Source organism: Murdochiella vaginalis (assembly GCF_902381775.1).
GTDB lineage: Bacteria > Bacillota > Clostridia > Tissierellales > Peptoniphilaceae > Murdochiella > Murdochiella vaginalis.
This window is the reverse complement of sequence record NZ_LR698969.1, coordinates 1444783-1463685: the sequence shown is the minus strand read 5'-3', so window position 1 is coordinate 1463685 and position 18903 is coordinate 1444783. Positions and strand designations below refer to the sequence as shown.

The following is an 18903-nucleotide window of genomic DNA, read 5'->3' as shown; positions in this document are numbered from 1 at the left end:
TGGCCGCGTTGGGTTTCCTTTCAGCATTACCGAGGGGAAATGGAGGATAGGAGAAGAAGTTAGAAAGAAATTGATAGTTTTTCTCTTGTTTCCCGAATAAAGCTACGATACCATTTCTTCAAACATCGTGATGCACGGTTGTAGGCGAGGGAAAATGTTTCCTTCGAAGCGCATTGGTTAGAAAAGAGGAGAAGATGAAAAAGAAATTACTTTATACAGGCGTAGGCGTGTTGCTTGGCTTGGTATCGGACAAACTTTGGAAAACCAAAAAAGCTCGTTCTTTAGCGGTCAGTGCGGTAGCAGGCGGATTAAAAGCGAAAGAGAGTCTGGATAAGACAATCGAAAAAGTGCGTGAAGAAACCGGTGATATCGTTGCCGAAGCGAAAGTAAAGAAGGCGGAAGACGCGGCCAAAGCCGAAGCGGCGAAGGAAGCGGCGGAAGCGGAAGAGGCGAATAAAGATATCGTGAAAGTTGCGGAAGCGACGGACGAGTCGAGTCTGCATGAGGAAAGCGCAGAGTAAGGTGAAGGCGTCGATTATTCATCGCCTTCCCGGAAGAGCTCGTTTCCATCTTGCGGAGGAGCTCACCTACGAAGAGGCGAATGCAATCAAATACCTTACGGAAGGCGTGGCAGGCGTCAAGCGTTGTTCCATCTCTCTGATCACCGGCAATGCCGTCGTGGAATACGAGGAGACGGCGCTTAAAAATATTGCTCGTCTCTTCCTTTCTTTAGATCGCAAAGCTTTATCGGAAGTAACGATAGATGATGTGTATTTTGAGCCCGTTGCGGAGCGAGACTTTTTCCATTTGCTTCGCGATGCGGTGCAAATGCGCATCCTATATAAATTTTTCGTGCCTCTGCCCATTCGAATTGCATTGACCCTATATCGTGCGAAGGATTACTTGCTCAGCGGTTGGCAATCTTTACGACAAGGAAAATTGAATGTGGCGGTGCTGGATGCTTCTGCGATCGGCATCTCCCTGTTGACCGGCGATTTTCAAGCGGCTTCTTCCACCATGTTCCTGTTGCAACTTGGCGAAGAGCTGGAAGACTGGACATTGAAGAAAACCAAGGCGGACTTGACCCGAAGCTTGGCGGTCGGTGTGGATCGCGTATATGTGGTCGAAGGCGAGGAACTGGTTTCCAAGTCGTTGAACCAGGTGGTTCCGGGCGATATCGTGGACGTCGGCATGGGAAGTCGCATTCCGGTGGACGGCGTGGTCGTGGAAGGGCAAGGCATGGCCAATCAGGCGTCCTTTACCGGTGAAAGTCTTCCTGTTGCGAAAGAAATCGGTTCCGGCGTTTTTGCAGGCACGATTTTGGAAGAGGGAAGATTGCGCATTCGCACATCTGCGATTTCAACCGAATCTCGGTTGCAGCAAATCATTGAGCGCATTGAAGAAAGCGAAAAGAATAAGTCGGAAAAGCAGAAAGAAGCCGAAGCGCTTGCCGATTCGTTGGTCAAGTATTCTTTCCTTGGCGCCTTAGCGACATTCGCTTTGACGAGAAGCATCTGGCGAGCCAAGGCATTTTTCATGGTGGATTATTCCTGTGCTTTGCGTTTGACCATCCCCATTGCAGTTATGAAGGCGATGAGCCAGGCCGGAGAACAGGGAATTCTGGTAAAAGGTGGAAAGTATCTGGAAAATCTGGCCAAGGCAGATACGATTGTCTTCGACAAGACAGGCACCTTAACACAGGCCTTGCCGACGGTGGAGAAGATCATCGTTTTTGGCCCCTATTCCGAGGACGAAAGCTTGCGCATCGCGGCCTGTCTGGAAGAGCATTTCCCGCATTCCATTGCAGCGGCGGTGGTACAGGCGGCGAAGGATCGCGGGCTGCGTCATGAAGAGATGCATTCCGAACCGGAATATATCGTAGCGCATGGCATCGCGTCTACCATCAATGGGAAACGGGCGATCATCGGCTCGGAACATTTTGTCTTGGAAGATGAAGCAGTCGAGCTGAGCGAAGAAAATCGGACGCTGATTAATGAGCTGAAAGAATCGGCATCGTTGCTGTACATGGCGGTAGACGGACGATTGGTCTGTGTCTTGTGTATTACGGATCCCATCCGTCCGGATGCGATACAAACCATTCAGGATCTGCGTTCTTTAGGCGTGGAAAACATTTATATGCTTACCGGAGATGCGGAGAATGCGGCCTCGCACATTGCCGAGCAACTGCATTTGACCGGTTATCGTTCGCAGGTGCTGCCGGAAGATAAAGCGGACTTTTTACAGACGCTGAAAGAAAATGGATCCACCGTGATCATGGTGGGGGACGGCATTAATGATACCGTTGCGCTTTCACAGGCGGATGTCGGCATTTCCATGCACAAGGGCGCCGACTTAGCGAGAGAAATTGCGGATATCGCCATCGGTAAAGATGATCTTTCCGCGTTAGTCGAGTTGATTCTCCTAGCACGTGCGCTACAGGAGAGGACGCGTCAGGATTATCGTTTTATCCTCTCTTTCAACAGTGTACTAATCGGTTTGGGGCTTATCGGTACGCTTTCCAACACCGGCTCCGCCTTCCTGCATAATGCTTCGACAGTGGGGACGGCGCTGGCAAACATGCGACGGTATCCCGCCCTTTCCTAATGAATTTCCTGCTCCGCTTCCTGACGAAACGCTCGAGGTGTTTTTCGATAATAGCGTCGAAAGGAAGCGGAGAAATAGGAAGGGGATGCGTAACCGCATTTTACGGCGATGTCCTGAATACTTTTTTGTGTAGAAAGCAGCAGCCTTTTGGCGAGCTGCATTCTTTTTGTATAGATAAAGTTTCCTATGTTTTCTCCCGTTACCTGTTTGAAACGGGTGCTCAGATAGGCACGGCTGAGAAAGACTTGCGAGGAAATCTCCGCAAGCGTGAGCGGTCTATCCAGGTTATTTTCTATGTATTTTATCGCTAAATGAATGGAAGCGACCTGTTGCTCGGAAACGACCGGATCTATTGCGGTCGCAGTTGCCTTGTATACGCTACCCGAATGAACCATTTCTTCCTCCTTGTTAGTTATTACTAACGTAGTGTAGCACAAAAAGGGATAGCAAAGTATAGTTTTAAGGAAGTAACGATACAACATATTCGACATTCTTTAGCCATAAATGGGCGATTGATGAGAGTAAGCCTTGGGAACATTCGTTCCCTTTATGCGAATTATCTCCTGTCGCGTTCGAAAATGCATTATAATTTTCCAGAAAGAAGAACCATTGTATGGAAAGAGGATACCGTATGAACTTGTTATTGGCATTGTTTCTTATCATGGCGATAGGATATTTTTTGGGTTATCTGAATATTTTTGGCGTTAAGTTTGGCGCCTCCGCCATTTTAATTACGTCGCTTGTATTTGGGCATTTTGGGACGGAGATTCCTCCGATCCTTGGAAACATTGGATTAGTATTGTTTCTGGCGCCGATTGGTCTCATGGCCGGGCCCACTTTTGTGAACAACATCAAAAAGAATGGCATTAAGTTTGTGGCCATTGCCCTTCTTACATGTATCATTGGCGGGGTGAGCATTGTACTAGCTTCGAATATGTTTGATATTCCCATGGAGCTGTCAATGGGATTAGGCGCCGGCGCTTTGACCTCGACCGCCATGCTCGGAACCGTAACTTCTCTTACTTCATCCTCCTCACCGGGTGTCGGCTATGGGATTGCCTATGCCTTTGGCGTTCTTGGCGTCGTGCTTCTGGTCCAGATATTACCGAAAGTGCTGGGGGTAGACCGCGACGTAGAAAATGAAAAGCTTACGGTGCCGGAATCGAAAAATGCGATAGAGGCGCTGAAACAACATTATATTGATTTTGAACCGCATGGGCTCTTTGGTGTGGCTGTAGCAATTGCACTGGGCAGTTTGCTTGGAAGTATTAAAGTACCGGTGGGAGAAACCATGGTCGTTTCGCTCGGAGCGGGCGGTGGCTCCATCATTGCCGGCATTGTGCTCGGTCATTTTGGTCACGTCGGGCCGGTCAACTTTAGTTTTGAAAAATCCAACATGCAGATGATACGGGATCTGGGCTTGGCATTTTTTCTGATGCGGGCGGGGGTCAGCGCCGGTGCAGGTTTTGTAGAGGTTGTGGAGCAATATGGAGTGAAGCTCTTTTTTGCAGGCGTTATGATTACCCTGGCCAGCTCGGTGTTGAGCTTTATTATGGCATACTATGTTTTCAAGCTGCCGCTTTTTGGTGCTTTAGGAACGACGACGGGCTCTATGACCAGTGCCCCGGCGTTGGGCGCTCTTCTCGAAGTGACACAGGATGACCGCGTTTCTTCGTACTATGCGGCGACACAGCCTATTGCAACGATTTTCCTTGTTTTTATGCCACAAATTATTTCGCTTTTCTTTGGGTTGCAGTAGCGGGAAGAGCATGCTTTCTTGCTTTTTTCCATACAGTGGTGTTTGACATCCTATCCAACGCCTTATATAATACTCAAGTATCTGTTTGGGCATCTTATGCCCCGGATCTTCGGTAATTCCTTCGCAGCGTCGATGTGCGAAACAAAAATTGTCGAATCAACAAAACCCGCTTCTCTGATCGGCGGAGTCAAAGTGGACAGAGCAGGAAGAAAAGGAGCAAAAGATGAAAACAACTTTAGCAAAACCGTTGGAGGTGGAGCGCAAGTGGTATGTCGTCGATGCGAAAGACCAGGTGGTCGGACGCCTCGCGGCCAATATCGCTGCCGTGCTTCGCGGAAAACACAAGCCCATTTTCACCCCGAATGTCGATACGGGTGACTATGTCATCGTCATTAACGCGGAAAAAGTGCGTTTGACCAATGACAAAGAACACAAGAAGATGTACAAGCATCACACCGGATTTGTTGGTGGACGTCGTGACATCCCCTACATGGACATGATGGATAAACATCCCGAGCGTATTCTGGAACGCGCTGTTCGCGGCATGCTTCCGCACAACACGTTGGGACGCCAAATGTACCGTAAGCTGAAGGTCGTCGTGGGACCGGATCATAATCATGCCGCCCAGATGCCGGAAGAGTTAACGTTTTAAGTAGGAGGATACGATGGATCAGCAATATCGCGGAACCGGCCGTCGCAAATCGGCCGTAGCACGAGTTCGACTCCTTCCGGGAAACGGACAGGTGCTTGTCAATGGCTATAGCCTTGAAGACTATTTTGATTATCAGACCCTGCGCGACATCTGCACACAGCCGTTGGAGTTGGTGGGACAGCGCGAAGGTTTTAACGTTGCCGTTACGGTAAAAGGCGGCGGATTTACCGGTCAGGCGGGCGCCATTCGTTTGGGCGTTGCCCGTGCTTTGCTTGAATTTGACCCCAACCTCCGTGCAAGCTTGAAGAAAGCCGGCTTCCTGACGCGTGATGCACGTAAGAAGGAACGTTATAAATACGGCTTCAAGAAGGCACGTAAGAGCCCGCAGTTCTCGAAACGTTAATCGCTGCGAGCGACGCGTTATAAAAAAAGAAACCCTATTTGTGGTTGCTCATTCGAGATTTCGAATCTCCGAAAAGCAGCGGTATAGCTTGGTAAGAAATTACCGGCTATGCCGTTTTTTTTTCTGTTTCTGCCGGTCGTGAAAACACATCGATCTTATGTCAATCTTTGCGTTATTCCTGTTAGAATGAAGAAGAGAGAAAGGAGTGGAATAGTGATGAAAAAGCCGAAGATAGTGATACTATTGACAATCCTTATCTTATTATTGCTGGGCGTTCTTCTGGCCTATCAGCAAGATATCAACGATACGAAAGAACTCAAACCGATGATCTATCTTTATCCGGAACAAGAACAACGCGTATCGGTCTCTCTGCACTATAACGGACAGTTTACACACGTCTATCCTTCCTTTTCTGCGAACACAACATGGCAGGTTACGGCCAAACCGGACGGTACTATTCTGTGCAATAACCGTGAATACTATGCGCTGTTCTGGGAGGGCGTGAAAGATAAAACGTATAAGATGGATGAAGGATTTTGCGTTAAGGGATCGGATACAGAAAAATTTCTTGAAGAGAAATTGGAAACGTTAGGATTGAGCCATAGAGAAGCGAATGAATTTATTGTTTATTGGCTCCCCCAAATGGAAGGCAATCCGTACAACATCATTGCCTTCCAAGATCGTGCGTATACAGACGATGCCAAACTCACCATTATTCCCAAAGAAGACACGATGATACGAGTTTTTATGACCTGGTATCCTTCTGTCAAACCCATAGACATCAGAGAACAAAAGCTTTTCTCAATGAAACGGCAAGGCTTTACGGTTGTCGAGTGGGGCGGTGCAAGAATAAAGTAAAACGCCAACCGATTACCGTTAAATGGTGAAATATCGTATGGATGCCACGCAATCACGTCTTTGGTAAAATGAAAAGGCAAGAAAACCGGAAGGGAAAGGAGGAAGCATGCCGACCACCTATACGCATTACGCCTTCGGAGCGGCGGTACGCGATGCGCTTCCGAAGGAACTGCAAGCCTGTGTAGATGCAAACCGTGACGTGTATGACTTCGGCGTGCATGGACCGGACCTGCTGTTCTATTATCATCCGCTCAAAGCAAACGAAGTAAATCGGCAGGGCGTTGCCATGCACGGGCAGCCGGGAAGAACGTTCTTCACAAAAGCAAAGACCATTCTTGCCAACACGCCGGATCCGACGCAAAAGCAGGCGCGCTTGGCGTACATTTTAGGCTTCTATACGCATTTTCTGCTCGATGCGACGTGCCATACCTTTGTGGAGGCACACGTGCTGCGCGCCGGCGTTTCTCACAACAGAATTGAAGCCGAGTACGATGCGCATTTATTGCGTCGGGCAGGTGAACAGCCGACAGCTGTGGACCGATCCTTGCTTCTTTCACCCGGCAAGAAGACGGCGGAAAGCATCGCTCCGTTTTTCGGTCTCACAAACGAGGTCATGGAAGAGGTGTTAACCAGCCAGAAGCGAGCATTACACGTGTTTTATTCTCCCTCCGGCATGAAACGCGGAATCATTCGAGGATTGGTGCAATTGCTTCACGTGAAAGGAAATTTCGGGGATTTGTTCCTGGAAAACGAGGAGGATCCGCGCTGCCGGGCGTCCAACGCACGTCTGGATGTTTTACGGGAAGAGGCGTTGACGCGAGCAAAAACATTTTTGCCCGACTTTCTCGAATTTTTGCAGGATGATGGTAAATTGGATGACTTTTTTGACCGTCATTTTGAAGCGGTACGAACGGAATCCGGCGCTTTGAATTTGGATTATGCGTAACGAATGGGGAAGAGAGGAATGCGATGCTGAAAGGGTTAAAAAAGAAATTTACGCCAACGGAATTATCCTGGGTGCTCTATGATGTGGCCAATTCGGCTTTTACCATGTTGGCCACCACCCTCATCCCGATCTGGTTCAAGGTGCTGGCGATCACGGGTGAACCGGGCGGACTGACCTCCGATGAGGCAACCGGCCATTGGGCCCTAAGCGTTTCCATTGTGACGGTCATTGTCGCGCTTCTGGGACCGGTTTTCGGCAATATCGCGGATTATCGGCGTTATAAGAAGCCGTTCTTTACCACTTCGTTGGCCATCGGCACGATCGGCTGTATCCTCTTCGGCGTGACGACAAGCTGGCTTTGGTTCCTGATTTTGTTTATTTTTGTGAAGATTGCCTACTCGGCATCGCTCACGTTTTATGACTCCATGCTGGTGGATGTGACCACGCCGGAGCGCATGGACGAAGTTTCTTCTCATGGCTATGCGTGGGGCTATATCGGTTCCTGCATTCCCTTTTTGATTGCGCTGGTCGCCTATGTCATGGACGAAATGTTACATATCGTGGATCCCGGCATTGCGCGCCTCATCGGATGCGTTGTGACGGCCGTCTGGTGGTTCGCTGTGACCATTCCCCTGCTGAAAAATTATGAGCAGAAGCATTATGTACAGCAGGAAGCGCCGCCGCTGATCGAGAGCTTTTCGCGTGTCGGCCAGACACTCATGGATATTGTGCGCAAGGAACGAAAAGTATTTCTGTTTTTGATCGCATTTTTCATGTACATTGATGGCGTAGGAACCATCATCAATAACGCCATCAATATCGGGACGGATCTGGGACTGGATACAGTGGGACAGGTCGTTGTGCTTTTGGCAACGCAGGTTGTGGCCTTTGCCTTTTCGCTCCTTTTTGCGCGCCTGTCGCGCACATATCGCACCGCCACCCTTATTATGGTTTGTATCGCCGGCTATCTTGCCGTCTCGCTTTATGCGTTAACCCTGCATTCCTTGTGGCAATTTGGCATTATGGCCTTCGGCGTGGGCATGTTCCAGGGCGCGATTCAGGCGCTTTCGCGCTCGTATTATTCGAAAATTATTCCGCCCCAGCATGCCGGGGAATACTTCGGTATCTATGATATTTTTGCGAAAGGTGCATCGTTCCTTGGATCCTTTGCCATCGCGCTGGTAAAATACGCAGGCGGTACAATCAATATCGCGGTTGCTACGCTTGCGATTTTCTTTATCCTGGGCCTTATCTTCATGTGGATGGCGGATCGCGTTCCCGATGAACGGGAAAACACGCTTGCGCAGTAACGAAGGGAACTAGGAACGACGCTGTTGTAGGGGTTGCAAGGCACTAAGCACCCACTGATTTGCCCCGGTAGTGACCTCCGCGCCGCAATATTCGCAGATGCCGTTTTGGCTGATGGAAAGGGATGCACCACAGTTCGGACATTGCGTCACCTTGGTTTCGGAACTTTTTTCCGTTTTTACCTGCAAATTGCGCATGAATTGCATGCGATAGGTCATGGTGTAGCGACTATTTTTATCGCCCTTGATGACGCGACCGCTCTCGTCTTCGATGACATAATCGCGGTACCGTGCTTCCAGGATGACGGAAAGATACGAATTTTCCTGGTCTTCTTCATAGGATTCCAGGGCGGTATTGAGAATGGAAATATCCTCCACGACATTCGTTTGTTTCTGGTCGATATAGGCCTGTAGCTGACGGGCATGCTGGTCATAGAGACGGTTGGATTCAAAGGCGCGAATGCCACGCCAGTCTTTGGCTGTCCAAGCTTGCTGGAGAGCAATAAAAACATCGGAGGCGCGGAGTAAAAATTCCGGTTTGGAAAAATTCGGATCGCGTTCGAAAAGCGCATCGAGATTGACTTCTTCCTTCGGCATCATCCATGTCGAAGAAGGTGGATTGGAATTTCCGAACTGGCGTTTGCCATTTTTTCGCGATCTGCGCGAATTGAAATACCACAAGGGAATGAAAATAAGCGCCATCCACGGATTACGGAAAAGAAAATACACAAAAAACGGATCGATGCTGTTCATGGAGTAGTCGTCGCTGTCATTATGGTATCCGCCGAAATCATTTCCTCCGAAATCATTTCCGCCGTAATTTCCACCCCAGTCATTGGTGCCCCAATCCACGCCACCACCGACATCCGCATGGCCGACGAGCGGTACAAGGACAATGCAGAGCAGAACCAGTGCTATCACGACTCGAAACCAAGACCGCCTTTTCATACACCCTCCTTCGGAAAGCTGCTAATAACGTGTTATGCCTCTCTTCGATTATACGGTTTGCCAAAAGCGATTGTCTATAGCGCAAAAAAAAGGTGTATGGTAATATAACTGCGGATAGGAGAGAAACTATGGCCAGTTTGTTTAGCATTATCGGACAATATAAGGGACAGTTGATTATGCTGCCCATCACTATTTTGCTTTTTGTTGTGGCGACTTTTCTGCTGTATTTGCTGTTTCATGCTCAAAAATGGATGAAATATCTTCCCGCTGCCGTGGGCATCGTTCTGGGCATTTTCTTTTTCTTTCGCGGATTTGGCTTAAAAGCGCATATTTCCGGATTGGAATTACTGTGGAAGAGCGTGTATTTCTTTGTGGCAGGCTGTATTGCTTTAGCCACAGCTTGGCTGCTGAGCTTGATTGAAAGCTTTTCCGAGCCGAAAGAGCCCAAAAAGGCGCCCTTAAAAAAGAAAGGCTGAAAAAGATCGTTTGCGAAAGCAGACTGTCCTTGCGGGCCATAGAATTCCTGCCGCATTAGGAAGATCTTCGCCTTATAGAAAAAAACCTTCGTATAAAAAAACAGCCGTTGTGAACATGGGACACCGTGACACAACGGCTGTTTTATACTGCAGACAGTAGAAAACGCAGTGTGCAGAAAGGAGCGAGGGTGGAGCTTTGGCTCATGATAGGGTTTGTAGTGGGAGTCGCGTTCGCCGCCGCCGGCGCATTTTTAGCCGGAGTCGTTTTGAGCCTCCTTGTTTTTCGTCATCATGCGAAAGGGGGAATGGCTCTTCTGTTCGGCATGGCACTGTATCTCACATTGTCTTCGTTTTGCGGAACGAGCACAAAAAATGCCGCGAGTGAGCCGGAAAAAGAAAATCCATTGCGTGTTCAAGCCGAAACGTTTTTTAATGAACAGGGCGGTGCTTCTTTTGCCATGCTCAAGAGAGTTCTCTTGGGTGCAGAAGGGAAGGAAACATTCCCCCTGCAGGACGATATGCGAACGCTGGGGTTGGCCCATTTGCTGGCTGCCAGCGGCCTGCACGTTCATCTTCTTTTTACTTGGAGCATGGCTCTTTTGTCCTGGTCACCGCTTTCTCGCAGACACATTGCCTGTCTGGTACTGCTTCTGCTCTTTGGTTATGCGGCCTTTTTGTCTTTTCCGGCATCGATTTTACGGGCTTGGCTCTTTTTAGTTTTTCGGGAAGGGGCGGTGGCCCTCCGAAAGAATCTGGATCCGCGAAAAGCTTGGTTATTCGCTCTGTGTCTCATTCTTCTCGTCATGCCGCAAAAAATTACGAATCTTGGTTTACAGCTGTCCTTTCTTTGTGCGGCAGCCGGCGAAGCGGTGAATTCCATGGAACACATTCATGAGAGAGGAGGAATTCTGCGCCGCTCGTTTCGTCGTTCCTTGTGGATCAGCCTTTTCACGCTTCCCGTTCTTGCGCACGCGGGCATTGCGCAAACCCCCTCTACGCTGTTCGCCAATTTGCTGGCCATTCCGGCCTTTTCCTTGCTCTTCGCCTTGGGAATGCTGTCGATTCTGGGGACGCTGCTTGCCGTCCCGGTTTTATCCGAGGTGGTCACGATGTTATACCGTTTCGCCTATGGATTTTTTGCTCTTCTTCTCAAAGGACTTATGGCGTTGGCCCTTCCCGGTGTGACGTTTTCTTTTACCGGCGAAGGGCTGGCTCTCTATGTTTTGCTTGTCCTACTTCTTCTGGCTGCGCAACTCGGATGGCTGCGCCGCATCAGGTTGTACATATGGAAGGAAAGTGAGCATGGCGACTTATTTTGGAGAAGGCGGAGGTATCTTCTTCGCGTTCTTTCGCTTTGGCTGATGCTCACCGTGCTGCGCGCAACGGTGCTAAGCACCCTGCTTCCGCCGTCTGTGGAAGCCTTGGATGTGGGGCAGGGGGATTGCTTTCTCGTCCGCTACGGAACGCAGGTGGTCTTGGTGGATACGGGCGGAAAGAAGGATTTTCGCACCGGAAAAAATACGCAAGGGGAAAAAGTGGTGCGCATGTTGCGGGAAAGAGGAGTCCATCGCCTGCAACGCATTTTTTTATCCCATGACGACTACGATCATGATGGCAATTTGTCTGAAATTCTGAAGCGCATGCCGGTGGGGGAAGTAGTGACCGCTCCCGCGGCGGGAAAGAACACGTTTCCGGACTCACGCCTCGGAAATTCCCATCGGCAGGCAAATATCGGCCAACGTTGGTTTCTGGAAAATGGGGTTCCCTGGTGCAAGCCACTGATTATAACCGCATTGCAGGCAGGGCAATGGGATGCCGAAGACAAAAACAACCATGGCCTGGTGCTCTATCTGGATTTTAGTGGGGGAGTGCTTTTTATGGGGGATCAGGAACAGGATGAAGGGGTTTCGAGAGCGGTTCCTTCCAGGATTGCGTTGCTGAAGGTGGCACATCACGGCTCAAAACGTGGCACCTCCGATGCGTTGCTTTCCGCCATCCGCCCGGAACAGGCCCTGATCAGCTGTGGAATCAATAACCGATACGGGCATCCCGCTCCCTCCACCATAAGCCGTTTACAACGGCACGGCATCCCGTATCGTCGGACGGATGAGGAGGGACCCCTACTGTATCAGGAAAATCTCTTTCCCTGGGGAATGCACCTGTGCGTCTACACAGAAAAGCAGCAACGCAATGCGGCGCTGCTGCTGGAAATTCTATGGAGTCTTCCGCTCATCGCGGCAATAAAGGCAGAGACGAAGGAGGCTCTGCTGCGAAGTCGAGCGGAACGCGCTGCGTCGAGATGCAAAGCACCAGCCCGATACTGACCATGTTGATGAGCTGAAAGGTCCCGCCGTTGGATAAGAAAGGAAGCGGAATGCCCGTCAATGGCATCAGCCCCACAGTCATGCCGATATTTTCAAAGATGTGAATAAAGAGCATGGACGCGACGCCGATACAGAGCGATCGGGAAAAAAGATCCTTCGCCTTTTTTGCAATAAATAGAATGCGAACAAGCACGACGGCATACAGCACGAGCAGAATGAGGCAGCCGATAAAACCGAATTCTTCAGCCAGAACGGCAAAAATGAAGTCGGTATCTCGTTCCGGAATAAATCCAAACTGGGTTTGTGTGCCTTGCAGAAAGCCCTTACCGAACAGCTTTCCGGAGCCGATGGCAATGAGACCTTGATACGTTTGATATCCGCTGTTCATAATATCGCGCATCGGGTTAAGAAAGTTCAGGATGCGATCCTGTTGCATGGGGGAAAGGTGTTGATAAAATACAGGCGCAGCAATGATCACGAAGACGACGGCCGCAAGAATATAACCCCAATGAATCTGTGCATAATACACCATGAGTGCAATGAAAAACAAAAAAACGGCGGCGGTTCCGAAATCCGGCTGCTTTAGAATGAGCAGGATCGGAAAACCAATAATGCCGGCAATTAACAACAGAGTCGTAATTTTATTCATGCGATAGTGATACCGCTCCAGCAGCAAGGCCAGCGACATCATAATCGCGATTTTTGTAAACTCCGCCGGTTGAAACGAAATCGGACCGAGCTTCAGCCAGGACCGTGCACCCCAGGCATCCTCCCCGATACCGAAGAGCATCGTTGCAAGGAGCAATAATACGGCGACACCATAGGCGGGGAAAGCCAATTTTTTGAGAAAATCGGAATCCACAAATTGAAAGGCAATGATGAACGCAAGACCGAGGGCGGTGGCGGCAAATTGCGACTTGAGCGCATGCCATTGTCCTCCACGCGAGGCGGTGGCGGAAAACACGACGACAAAGCCGACGAGGCACAACGCCAAAACGGCAAGTGATAACAGCCAATCAAATTTAGAAAAATCTTTTTTGCTGCGATTAAACATGAGATTCCTTTCTCGACCTATAGAAAGCGGAAACGAAACAACGTCGTTTTGTTTCCGGTGTGAACTTTATTATAATAGACTTCATAGATTTTCGAAACCAAATCCGAGCAGGGCAGGAAAGGAGCACTTGCGTGAAACGAATGACGAAACAGGAAGCGCGGGAAATCATTGCGAAGCTGCGTGAAGCACATCCCCATGCGAAAGGGGAGCTGGTGGCGGCAAATCCTTTTCAGCTGCTGATTGCCACCATACTGAGTGCGCAAACGACAGATAAACAGGTGAATCGCGTGACGCCGGCTCTGTTTGCGGCGTATCCCACACCGGCGGCTCTCGCGGCAGCCAAACCGGCGGAGGTGGAAGAGTACATTCATTCCATCGGCTTCTTTCGAATGAAAGCGCAGAACATTATCCGTACCGCCGCCTTGCTGGAGCAGGAATTCGGCGGAGAGGTGCCACAGGAAATTCCTCTTTTGATGACGCTTCCCGGCGTGGGGAAAAAGACGGCGAATGTGGTAGCCTCCAACGCCTTCGGCGTACCGGCTATCGCCGTGGATACGCATGTATTTCGCGTTTCCAATCGCCTGGGGCTGTCCGTTTCTAAGGATGTGGCCTCCTGCGAACGAGATCTGGAGCGGATTTTGGATCGCACTGTATGGTCAGAAGCCCACCATCTGCTGATTTTTCAGGGTCGTTATGTGTGCAAAGCACGGCGTCCGGAATGCGAGCGCTGCAATGTATGCGCACATTGTCGTTATTATGGAGAGTTATCATGCGAGTTGTAATCATCGGCGGCGGAGCCGCAGGAGTTTGCGCTGCCGGCTTTTTGCGCCGCCCGGACTTATACAGCGAAGCTTCGCAAATTGCCTCTTCCGATATAGAGGTCGTGCTGCTGGAAAAGGGGGATGCAATCTTACGCAAGCTGCGCGCCACCGGAAACGGGCGATGCAATTTTACCAATGTGCATGTGTCCGCCGAACACTACACGGGAAACAGTGCCGCCAAGACGGTTCCCGCCCTTTCCCGTTTCTCTTTTCGCGAGGCCGTAGAGTTCTTTTCCCTTTTAGGCATACCGCATACCACCATGGAAAGCGGGATGACCTACCCGGCGACCTTGCGAGCCGATACGGTTGCGGATCGCCTCACGGAATGGGTACAGGATGCCGGCGTTTCCGTGCGAACGGCCTGTTCGGTAGAAGCGCTCGCAAGGCGGGAAAAAGGCTTTGTTTTAACGCTTGCTTCCGGCGAAACCATCACAGCGGATGCCGTCCTTCTTGCGACAGGCGGGAGCTACGGCATCGGCAAAAAGGAATGGTCCAATGGCTACACACTGGCAAAACAGGTGGGACATTCTCTGACGCGTCTGCATCCCGGCATTGTTCCGCTTGCCGTGCAGGAAAGTGATCGCACCGCCAAGCTTTCCGGCATAAAGGTCAAAGCGCAAGTTACGACGCAGGAACAGTGCATTACGGATGATGTGCTTTTCACAGAATACGGTCTTTCCGGGATTGGCATTTTACGGGTATCCAATCGCATTTTGAATGCTATAAACGACAAAAGCAAAGAGCTTTCGTCCCGCGACAAATCCGGTAATAGCAGGGGTCGGGAGTTCCTCACGATCAACCTTCTTCCCGATCGGCGGGGAGAAGAGTGGCTTTTGTATCTGGCGGATTTGGCATCTCGCTTTCCCACCTGGCGTTTAAAAGCGCTTTTCAGCGGCCTGCTGTCAGAACGCATTGTCGACCGACTCCTGGCAGAATGCGGATTAGAAGCGCAAAGCGAAGTCAGTGCGGAAAATCGTATGCGCGTGCTGCAGCTCGCCTGTCATTGGACATTTTCCGTGATCGGTGCACACAAAAAGGACCATGGTCATTTGACATGCGGCGGGGTGGACACGGCAGAGTGGAATGAAGATACTATGGAATCCACGCTTTGTCCGGGACTCTACCTGATCGGCGAAGTGCTGGATATTCAAGGGGAATGCGGCGGCTATAACTTGCATTGGGCATGGGCAAGCGCCAGGGCTGCGGCGGAAGCGTTGGAGAAAACGGCCCGTGGAAATACGGGTTGTGTATAATGGGAAGAACAGTATCCAAGAAAGAGCGCGTTCGGCTGCGGGACGTTGCGCGCAAGGCAGAAGGGAGAAGGCATGGCTTTTAGGAGTTTACCGGAAAATGTACGTGAGGGAGAACTGGCACGAAGCAAGGTCTGGAAAGAGATGGACCTGCTGCATCGTTCTGTAGAAGAGCGCGAGGGAAGTGAAAAATTCGTGTTCTTTGACGGCCCGCCGACGGCGAATGGCCGGCCGGGTATTCACCACGTCATTTCCCGTACATTAAAGGATATGACCAACCGATATAAGACGATGGAAGGCTATCAAGTTCGTCGTAAAGCGGGCTGGGACACACACGGCTTGCCGGTGGAAATTGAAGTCGAGAAACAGCTCGGCTTTCATCAAAAGAGCGAAATTGAAGCCTACGGGGTAGAAGCCTTCAATAAAAAATGCCGTGAATCGGTATTCCGCTATCGCGATCTCTGGACGGACATGTCCGAGCGCATGGCGTTTTTAGCCGACATGGAACATCCCTACATCACCTTGGATAACGACTATATCGAGACGGTATGGCATTTGCTGAACAATTTTCACGAACGCGGTTTGGTTTATAAAGGCGCTAAAATTCTGCCGTATTGCCCGCGCTGCGGGACGGGCTTGGCGTCCCACGAAGTGGCGCAGGGCTATCGCGAGGATGAAGTCACTACGGTGTATGTTAAATTTCCTGTCAAAGGGAAAGAAAAGGAATATTTCCTGGCTTGGACGACCACACCCTGGACGCTTCCTTCCAACGTTTCGCTCACCGTGCATCCCGATGTGGACTATGTTAAGGTGCGTCAGGGCGAAGAAACGTATTATCTTGCAAAAGAGTTAATGAACAGCGTCCTGAAAGAAGAATACGGCCCCGTGGAAGTATTGGAAACCATGAAGGGTAAAGATCTCGAACATTGGGAATATGAACAGCTTTTGCCCTTTATTCCTGTCACTGGCAACGCCTTTTTCGTGACGCTTGCGGACTATGTCACCACAACCGACGGTACCGGCATTGTGCATACGGCGCCGGCGTTTGGTGAAGATGATAATCAGACCGGAAGACGCTACAATTTGGCCTATGTGAATCCTGTCAACGAACAGGGGGAGTTTGCAGAAGGACCATACAAAGGTACTTTTGTCATGGATGCCGATCCCGAAGTAATTCAGTATCTGCGTGAACAGGGAAAGCTCTACGCCAAGCAGAAAATCAAGCATAATTACCCGCATTGCTGGCGCTGCGGAACGCCGCTCATTTACTATTCCAAGCCGTCCTGGTACATCAACGTCACGAAGTTTAAAGAAAAGATGGTGGAAGAGAATCGCAAGGTGCAATGGTATCCCGACTATGTCGGCGAGAAGCGCTTCGGCAACTGGTTGAAAAATTTGAACGATTGGGCGCTGTCGCGCAGCCGCTATTGGGGAACGCCGCTGAATATCTGGGTCTGCGAAGACTGTGGCCATCAGCATTCCATCGGCTCTCGCAAACAGCTGGCGGAAGAAGCGCGTGAGGATATCGATGAAACCATCGAACTGCATCGTCCGTATGTGGACAACGTGACGCTCACGTGTCCGGAATGCGGCGGCATTATGCGCCGTGAACCGGACGTTATCGACGTTTGGTTCGATTCCGGCGCCATGCCCTTTGCGCAGCATCATTATCCGTTTGAGCACAAGGACGATTTTGAAGCGAATTATTTCCCGGCAGATTTTATCAGTGAAGGCATTGACCAAACGCGCGGGTGGTTTTACTCATTAATGGCGATTTCCGTGCTGTATACCGGCCGTTCGCCGTATCGCCGCGTGCTTGTTAACGACTTGATCCTGGACAAGAACGGACAGAAGATGTCCAAATCCAAAGGCAACACGCTCGATCCTTTCGCGCTCTTTGATGAGTACGGCGCGGATGCCGTTCGCTTCTATTCGCTCTACGTCTCGCCGCCATGGCTGCCGACGCGCTTTGATGTGACGGGATTAAAAGAAGTGCAGTCCAAATTCTTCCGTACCATCAAGAATGTGTATGCCATGTTCGCCCTCTACGCGAATACGAATGAATGGGATCCTCGCACCTTCGACTGTCCGGTGGAAGAACGCCCCGAGATTGACCGCTGGCTGCTCTCGCGATTCCATTCGCTGGTACGCCGTTATCACCAAGATATGGAGCGTTTTGACTACAATCGCGTGGTTCATGCGCTTTCCGATTTCGTTGTGGAGGATCTCTCCAATTGGTACATTCGTCGGAACCGTCATCGTTTCTGGTCCTCGGATGCGACGCCGGAAAACCGCGCGGTGTTCCGCACCACCTGGGAAGTGCTTTACGGTCTCTCCAAGCTCATTGCGCCGGTGACACCGTTCCTCGCAGATGAGCTGTATCAGGCGCTGACGCAGGGCGAAGAGATGGATTCCGTACATTTGGAATATCAGGTACAGGCGGATGACGCCATCATTGACGAGGCTTTGGAAAAGAAAATGGATGTGGTTCGTCGCCTGGTGAACCTCGGCCGTGCTGCGCGAGAAGACGCCGGTATCAAGGTGCGTCAGCCCCTGTCCGCCATTCTCGTCGATCGGGCGCTAAAAAGTGTTGTGGACAACCTCGATACGCTGGTGGCCGAAGAACTCAATGTCAAGAAAGTCATCTACTCCGAGGATCTGGATCATTTCATGCAGGTTACGCTCAAGCCCAACTTTAAAGTAGCGGGCAAGGTGCTCGGTCCGGATATGAAGGCGTTTGCGAAATACCTGGCACAGACGGCAGCGCGCAAGCTGTTAAATAAATTACACGAAGGCTCCGTCACCCTGTCGCTTAACGGACACGACGTGCTCATACTGCCGGAGCATGTGCTGGTGAACTACCAGGCAAAGGAAGGCTTTGATGTGACCTCCGATCAAGATACCTTCGTTGTGCTGGAAACTACGTTGACCCCAGACCTGATCGCAGAAGGCTACGTGCGCGAGTTTATTTCCAAGGTGCAACAGATGCGCAAAAAGAACGGATACGAAGTGGCGGACCGCATCCAGATCCGTTATCAGGCGGATGAGGAAGTGGCCTCGGCGCTGGAGAAAGCAAAGGAGCAGATTCAGCAGGAAACACTGGCAACGGTCTTTACGCGTGAGGATGCCGCAGGGGAGAGCGTGGACATTAACGGCCATGACGTCACCCTTCTGCTGGAAAAGCGTGCGTAACGATCATGCGGCATTGTGATTGTATAGGATGAATATAAAAAGAGAGGGAGCTTTTTAGAAGGCCCCTCTCTTTTTTCTTTTTTTGAAACTTTTCATAGAAAACGTTGGAAAATAAATGCCACGCATCCGGGCGTATCACTTGACAACGGAAAGAAAAGCGTGTATCCTATAAAAGAATTTTGAATTTCCGCTCGTTTTTACGAGTTAACCCCCGGCGTGCCTTGACAGGGGTTCTTTTGTTGTGCTAAAATTTGAAGCTGTCTCATAGCATAGTTTATTGGATCCGGTTTTTTTCGTTTTGCGGTAAAG

At 50.4% G+C, this 18903-nt stretch carries 16 protein-coding genes; 13 read left to right on the top strand and 3 right to left on the bottom strand.

What is annotated here, in order from left to right; translation table 11 throughout:
• Window positions 1–194: 194 nt before the first annotated feature.
• Together FXY30_RS06510 and FXY30_RS06505 are read left to right on the top strand one after the other, a co-directional pair.
• A complete protein-coding gene (locus FXY30_RS06510) occupies window positions 195–521 on the top strand; it encodes a DUF6110 family protein (RefSeq protein WP_071705849.1) in 327 nt (108 codons plus the stop codon).
• Window position 522: 1 nt separating this feature from the next.
• A complete protein-coding gene (locus FXY30_RS06505) occupies window positions 523–2604 on the top strand; it encodes a heavy metal translocating P-type ATPase (protein ID WP_071705848.1) in 2082 nt (693 codons plus the stop codon).
• On the opposite strand, the gene FXY30_RS06500 is transcribed toward FXY30_RS06505, so the two are convergent.
• Complete coding sequence (locus tag FXY30_RS06500; protein WP_071705847.1) at window positions 2601–2999, bottom strand: helix-turn-helix transcriptional regulator; 399 nt, start codon at window positions 2997–2999, stop codon at window positions 2601–2603. The genes FXY30_RS06505 and FXY30_RS06500 overlap by 4 nt on opposite strands.
• Window positions 3000–3235: 236 nt before the next feature.
• Between FXY30_RS06500 and FXY30_RS06495 the strand changes: the two genes are divergently transcribed.
• From FXY30_RS06495 to FXY30_RS06470, 6 genes are all read left to right on the top strand, one after another.
• Entirely contained in the window at window positions 3236–4363 is a 1128-nt protein-coding gene (locus FXY30_RS06495; protein WP_071705846.1) for an aspartate-alanine antiporter-like transporter, read from the top strand.
• A gap of 223 nt (window positions 4364–4586) precedes the next feature.
• Complete coding sequence (rplM, locus tag FXY30_RS06490) at window positions 4587–5015, top strand: 50S ribosomal protein L13 (RefSeq protein ID WP_071705845.1); 429 nt, start codon at window positions 4587–4589, stop codon at window positions 5013–5015.
• A gap of 13 nt (window positions 5016–5028) precedes the next feature.
• Entirely contained in the window at window positions 5029–5418 is a 390-nt protein-coding gene (rpsI, locus tag FXY30_RS06485; RefSeq protein WP_071705844.1) for a 30S ribosomal protein S9, read from the top strand.
• 216 nt (window positions 5419–5634) lie between these two features.
• Window positions 5635–6276: a hypothetical protein gene (locus tag FXY30_RS06480; RefSeq protein WP_071705843.1), complete on the top strand. Its 642-nt coding sequence runs from the start codon at window positions 5635–5637 to the stop codon at window positions 6274–6276.
• A gap of 106 nt (window positions 6277–6382) precedes the next feature.
• The gene (locus tag FXY30_RS06475) at window positions 6383–7222 is read left to right on the top strand and encodes a zinc dependent phospholipase C family protein (RefSeq protein WP_071705842.1); all 840 of its coding nucleotides are present in this window, start codon (window positions 6383–6385) and stop codon (window positions 7220–7222) included.
• Window positions 7223–7245: 23 nt separating this feature from the next.
• Window positions 7246–8532, top strand: a complete 1287-nt coding sequence (locus FXY30_RS06470) for an MFS transporter (protein WP_071705841.1) — start codon at window positions 7246–7248, stop codon at window positions 8530–8532.
• A 9-nt stretch (window positions 8533–8541) separates the two neighbouring features.
• Here the strand turns inward: FXY30_RS06470 and FXY30_RS06465 are convergent, their stop codons facing one another.
• Window positions 8542–9477 carry a TIM44-like domain-containing protein gene (locus tag FXY30_RS06465; RefSeq protein ID WP_071705840.1) on the bottom strand — a complete coding sequence of 312 codons (936 nt, stop codon included), beginning with the start codon at window positions 9475–9477 and terminating at the stop codon, window positions 8542–8544.
• A gap of 128 nt (window positions 9478–9605) precedes the next feature.
• Here FXY30_RS06465 and FXY30_RS06460 point away from each other — a divergent pair, with 128 nt between their 5' ends.
• Window positions 9606–9953 (top strand): hypothetical protein, encoded by a 348-nt coding sequence (locus FXY30_RS06460; protein ID WP_071705839.1) that lies wholly within the window; start codon window positions 9606–9608, stop codon window positions 9951–9953.
• A 203-nt stretch (window positions 9954–10156) separates the two neighbouring features.
• Complete coding sequence (locus FXY30_RS06455) at window positions 10157–12277, top strand: ComEC/Rec2 family competence protein (protein ID WP_147659391.1); 2121 nt, start codon at window positions 10157–10159, stop codon at window positions 12275–12277.
• On the opposite strand, the gene rodA is transcribed toward FXY30_RS06455, so the two are convergent.
• Window positions 12183–13331, bottom strand: a complete 1149-nt coding sequence (gene rodA, locus FXY30_RS06450; RefSeq protein WP_071705837.1) for a rod shape-determining protein RodA — start codon at window positions 13329–13331, stop codon at window positions 12183–12185. The two genes, FXY30_RS06455 and rodA, sit on opposite strands and share 95 nt — an antisense overlap.
• Window positions 13332–13471: 140 nt before the next feature.
• Between rodA and nth the strand changes: the two genes are divergently transcribed.
• From nth to ileS, 3 genes are all read left to right on the top strand, one after another.
• Window positions 13472–14113 carry an endonuclease III gene (gene nth, locus FXY30_RS06445; protein ID WP_071705836.1) on the top strand — a complete coding sequence of 214 codons (642 nt, stop codon included), beginning with the start codon at window positions 13472–13474 and terminating at the stop codon, window positions 14111–14113.
• Window positions 14101–15405 carry a BaiN/RdsA family NAD(P)/FAD-dependent oxidoreductase gene (locus FXY30_RS06440; RefSeq protein ID WP_071705835.1) on the top strand — a complete coding sequence of 435 codons (1305 nt, stop codon included), beginning with the start codon at window positions 14101–14103 and terminating at the stop codon, window positions 15403–15405. Before nth ends, FXY30_RS06440 begins: the two co-directional genes overlap by 13 nt.
• Window positions 15406–15477: 72 nt before the next feature.
• Window positions 15478–18594, top strand: a complete 3117-nt coding sequence (gene ileS / locus FXY30_RS06435; protein WP_071705834.1) for an isoleucine--tRNA ligase — start codon at window positions 15478–15480, stop codon at window positions 18592–18594.
• Window positions 18595–18903: the final 309 nt, after the last annotated feature.